4 protein-coding genes are annotated in these 4,811 nt (G+C 68.4%); 2 read left to right on the top strand and 2 right to left on the bottom strand.

Going from position 1 to position 4,811, the window contains the following annotated elements; genetic code table 11:
• Positions 1 to 80: 80 nt before the first annotated feature.
• Both denD and AAHM41_RS38905 read right to left on the bottom strand, forming a co-directional pair.
• Positions 81 to 1,079, bottom strand: coding sequence for a D-erythronate dehydrogenase (gene denD, locus AAHM41_RS38910; RefSeq protein WP_342242005.1), 999 nt, complete (start codon positions 1,077 to 1,079; stop codon positions 81 to 83).
• Between the two features lie 136 nt (positions 1,080 to 1,215).
• On the bottom strand, positions 1,216 to 2,781 hold the full coding sequence (locus AAHM41_RS38905; protein ID WP_342242004.1) for an amino acid permease: 1,566 nt from the start codon (positions 2,779 to 2,781) through the stop codon (positions 1,216 to 1,218).
• A 277-nt stretch (positions 2,782 to 3,058) separates the two neighbouring features.
• Here AAHM41_RS38905 and AAHM41_RS38900 point away from each other — a divergent pair, with 277 nt between their 5' ends.
• Both AAHM41_RS38900 and AAHM41_RS38895 read left to right on the top strand, forming a co-directional pair.
• Positions 3,059 to 4,459, top strand: a complete 1,401-nt coding sequence (locus AAHM41_RS38900) for a glutamine synthetase family protein (protein WP_342242003.1) — start codon at positions 3,059 to 3,061, stop codon at positions 4,457 to 4,459.
• A 113-nt stretch (positions 4,460 to 4,572) separates the two neighbouring features.
• The coding region (locus tag AAHM41_RS38895; protein ID WP_342242002.1) for an SDR family NAD(P)-dependent oxidoreductase at positions 4,573 to 4,811 on the top strand (239 nt) is incomplete at its 3' end.

Below are 4,811 nucleotides of genomic sequence, written 5' to 3'. Positions count from 1 at the left end.
GCCCGGGCTTGACCCGGGCATCCAGAGGCTGTCGGCATCTTCTGGATTGCCGGGTCAAGCCCGGCAACGACAGGAAGGGGTTAGTGCCGGCCGGGCAGGAAGTCCTCGATATAGTCCTCGACCACCCGGTCGATGCTCTCGTCGATCGGCAGGCCCAGCGCCTTGGCCCGGTCCCAGGAGGCGTCGGTGGCCCAGCCGTCGACGATCGCCTGGATCACCGGGTCCGGCTTGGTGGTGATCGGCCCCAGCTTGATCTGGTACTTCTCGGCCACCCGCTTCACTGAGGCCACCATGTCCTCGATCGTGTAGGCGCGGCTCGGCAGGTTGACGGCGCGGTCGTCGCCGAGGGCCGAGGCCGGGGCCTCGTGCAGGCCGATGAAGCTGGCGACGCAGTTGCGGTAGCCCAGCATCGGCAGCTGCGCCCGGGTCACCGGCAGCACGCATTCGACGCCGTTCAGCGGCTCGCGGAACACGCCGGAGCAGAAGCTGGAGGCGGCGGAATTGGCCTTGCCCGGGCGGACGAAGATGGTCGGCAGCCGGGCCGAGCGGCCGTCGAAGAAGCCCTTGCGGCTGTAGTCGTTGACCAGCAGCTCGCAGATCGTCTTGGTGACGCCGTAGGTGGTCTGGCTGGTCTGTTTGGTGGCGTCCGTGACCAGCTTCGGCATCACCGAGCCGCCGAACACGGCGATCGAGCTGGCGGCGACCAGGCGCTGCGCCCCGCCCTGCCGCGCCCGCAGCGCCTCGAACACGTTCAGACCGCCGTCGAGATTGACCCGGAGCGCCAGGTCGAAATCCTTCTCGCCGCCGCCCGACAGGATCGAGGCGAGGTGGAACACCGAGATGTCGTCGCGGTCGACCAGGCCGAAGACGGTGGCGCGGTCGGAGATGTCGCCGGTGACGATCGACACCCGGTCGTCGAGCCCGTCCGGCCGCTGGTCCGGCGCCGCCATGTCGAACAGGGTGATCGCGTCGATCGGCTCCTGCTGGCCGGAGATGCCGGTCAGCGTGCCCCGCTTCAAGAGCGCCCGGGCGAGGTTCAGCCCGACGAAACCGAGACCACCGGTGATGACGACCTTCATCCTGCGTTTCCCCTGAACCTGCCGCCGTCGAGCGGCGGCCGTATTGTACGACTTATACGGTTTAGGCCCACCCCGTCCCCACGGCAAGAAAAAGGGGCGCCCGGTCGGGGCGCCCCGTGGATCAGGCGGGTCCGCGTCAGGCCTTGCCGGCCTCGCCGACGACCGCGCCGGCGGTCTCGCCCACCGCCTGCTCGGCCGCCGCAATCTCGGTCTGGCGCTGGCGGATCATCTCGCCGATCGGCGGGCCCTGGAAGCGCCGGCTCTCCAGCCCGAACCAGACGACCGCGGTGATGACCAGGAAGCCGACCGTGATCCACAGCGCCTTGTCGTTCGGCGGCTGCACGCCGATGGTGAAGATCAGGATCACCGACGCCACGCACAGCAGCGCCACCAGCCGGTAGGCGCCGCCCAGCGTCCACGGCCCCATCTGGGTCCAGGTCCGGCCATAGGCGATGGCGCCGAGCGCGATCGGCAGGCCGTAGGAGATGAACAGGAAGATCACCGTGACCGACACCACCGTGGTGTAGACCGGGGTGTAGATGGTGAAGAGCACGGCCAGGATGGCGCCGGTCCAGATTGCCGCAACCGGCGTGCGGAAGGTCGGGCTGACCTTGCGCAGCGAGGACGAGGCCGGCAGGCCGCCGTCGCGGGCGAAGGCGAAGATCATCCGCGACACCGAGGTGACCGTGGCCAGGCCGCACAGGTACTGGCTGATCGCGATGCCGATGTAGAGCACGAACTTCAGCCCGGCCGGCAGCACCGCATCCGAGGTCCAGAAGAACACGCTCCAGCCCTGGGCCGCGGCCTCGTCCATGTTCGGGATCGCCAGCACGAAGGCGACCAGCATGGCGTAGCCGAAGACCGCGGACAGCACCACCGACCGCACCATCGACCGCGGCACGTTGTAGGAGGCCCGCACCGTCTCCTCCGAGGTGTGGGCTGAGGCGTCGAAGCCGGTGATGGTGTAGATCGGCAGCAGCAGGCCGAGCAGGAACACCATCAGCAGGCTGCTGTGCTGCGGCCAGACATCGCCGCCGGCCGGGCCGCTGTAGTTGGTGAAGGTCCACAGCCGCGAGATGTCGATCGTCGGGGCATAGGCCAGGAAGGCGACAGTCAGCGCGATCGCGACCAGGAAGATCAGGTAGCCGCTGAGGTCGGTCAGCAGGGTCGTGACCCGGATGCCGAGATGGTTCAGCAGCGCCTGGCTGCCGGTCAGCAGCGCCAGGAAGACCACCTGGGTCCAGAAGGTGCCTTCGAGGCCGAGCTGGGCGCCGAAGGCGCCGACCACGAACAGGAAGGTGCCGACATTGATCGCGCCGAGCACGGTGATCAGGCCGAGCAGGTTGAACCAGGCGGTGACCCAGCCGAGCGCCCGTCCGCCCAGGATCGACCCCCAATGGTAGAGGCCGCCGGCGGTCGGATAGGCCGAGGCGATCTGCCCCATGCCGAGGGCGAAGACCAGGGAGACGAGGCAGCCGAGCGGCCAGCCGATGCCGATCGCGGCGCCGCCGACGCCGCCGATCGCCTGCCCCAGCGAATTGATGCCGCCGGACAGGATGCAGATGATGGAGAAGGAAATGGCGAAGTTTGAGAAGCCGGACATCCGCCGCAGCAATTCCTGGGCGTAGCCCATGCCGTGCAGGATCTTCACGTCCTCCGCAATGTCGTGCTCGCCTCCCGAACGATGATCGTTCTGGGACATGATGTGCACTCCCTGTTTGCCGGTTCTGGACTGCTTCTTGGGCCGCTTCCTCGCACCACGAAGCGGGCAGACTCGCACAGGCCGCCCGGATTCGGCAGAAACTGTCTCACCGGGCCACGGTTCCGGCAAGCATGTTACGGCAGCGGGCGGTTCCGCAGCGGGCGGCGGACCGGCGTCTCTTGCCGCCGCTTCGGTCGGCATGCTCTGAATAGATTTGCGTCGACCCGCCCCGGAAAAGCCAAGCGGCGGGCGACAGGAAACGGGAGACTTCCAGCCTATGGCGCAACCGACATCCCGGGCCGCTGCCCCCCGCACCGCCGCGTCCCGCTTCACCGCCGACGATGCCCGCAAGCTGGTGCAGGACGGAGGGTACAACCACGTCAAGGTGGCGCTGACCGATGTCGACGGCATCCTGCGCGGCAAGTACATGTCGCGGGAGAAGTTCTTCTCGTCGCTGGAGAGGGGCTTCGCCTTCTGCGACGTGATCGTCGGCTGGGACAGCCACGACCAGCTCTACGACAACGCCCGCTACACCGGCTGGCACACCGCCTATCCGGACGCGCCGGTGCGCCTGCTGCCGGAGACGATGCGCCGCCTGCCCTTCGAGAACGACCTGCCGTTCTTCCTGTGCGAGCTGGCCGACCAGGCCGAGGCGGTGTGCCCGCGCGCCCTGCTACGCCGGATGCTGGACAAGGCCGCCGGCATGGGCTTCGGCCTGAAGGCGGCCTTCGAATACGAGTTCTTCCTGTTCGACGAGACGCCGCATTCGGTGCGCGAGAAGCACTACCGCAACCTGACCAGCCTGACGCCGGGCTTCTTCGGCTATTCGGTGCTGCGCAACACGGTGTGGTCGGACCTGTACCACGAGCTGCTCGGCACCATGCAGGCGCTGGACTGCGAGATCGAGGGGCTGCACACCGAGACCGGCCCGGGCGTGCTGGAGGCGGCGATCGCGGTCGATGACGGCCTGTCCGCCGCCGACAAGGCGACGATCTTCCGCACCTTCACCAAGGTGATCGCCCAGCGCAACAACCTGATGGCCACCTTCATGTCGAAGTGGTCGAACGAGGTGCCGGGGCAGAGCGGCCACATCCACATGTCGCTGGTCGACGGCAAGGGCAAGCCGGCCTTCCACGACCCGAAGGACCCGCACGGGATGAGTGCTGTCATGCGCCATTTCGTGGCCGGCCAGCAGGCGCTGATGCCGGAATTCCTGGCCATGATCGCGCAGACGGTGAACGCCTATTCCCGGCTGATCCCCGGCTTCTGGGCGCCGACCTCGGCGACCTGGGGGGTGGAGAACCGGACCACGGCGCTGCGTGTGATCCAGGGCGGGCCGAAGAGCCAGCGGGTCGAGTTCCGCATCGCCGCCGCCGACGCCAACCCCTACATCGTCCTGGCCGCCGCGCTCGGCGCCGGCCTGTGGGGCATCGAGCGCAAGCTGGAGCTGGGCGAGCCGGTGAAGGGCAACGCCTACGCGAAGTCCTTCCCGAAAAAGTCGGAGCTGCCGCGCACGCTGTGGGACGCGGCGCAGCGGCTGCGCGCGTCGAAGACCGCGCGCGGGCTGTTCGGCGACGACTGGGTCGACCACTACGCCGCCACCCGCGAATGGGAGGAGCGCGAATTCCGCAAGCACATCACCGATTGGGAACTGGCACGGTACTTCGAGATCATCTGAGGCCGTAGGTTGGGTTCGCGACGGCGAACCCAACGTCGGGCAGCCCGAGCCATTGCCGGGTTCGCGTGCCGCGAACCCAGCCTACGCCTTGCATTGACCCGAAGGAGCGTTCCATGGATCTCGGCCTGACCGGAAAGACCGTGCTGGTGACCGGTGGATCGAAGGGCATCGGCCTGGCCTGCGCCAAGGCCTTCCTGGCGGAAGGCGCCAAGGTGGCCATCGTCTCACGCGCCCAAGCCAACCTCGACCGTGCTGCCGCGGACCTGCCGGGCGTCGTCGCCATCGCCGCCGACCTGACCGATGCCGGGGCGGCGCTGTCGGCGGTGGAAGCGGGGGGGGGGGGGGGCGGGCC

Source organism: Inquilinus sp. OTU3971, assembly GCF_038440215.1.
This window is presented reverse-complemented; position numbering and strand designations above follow the sequence as displayed.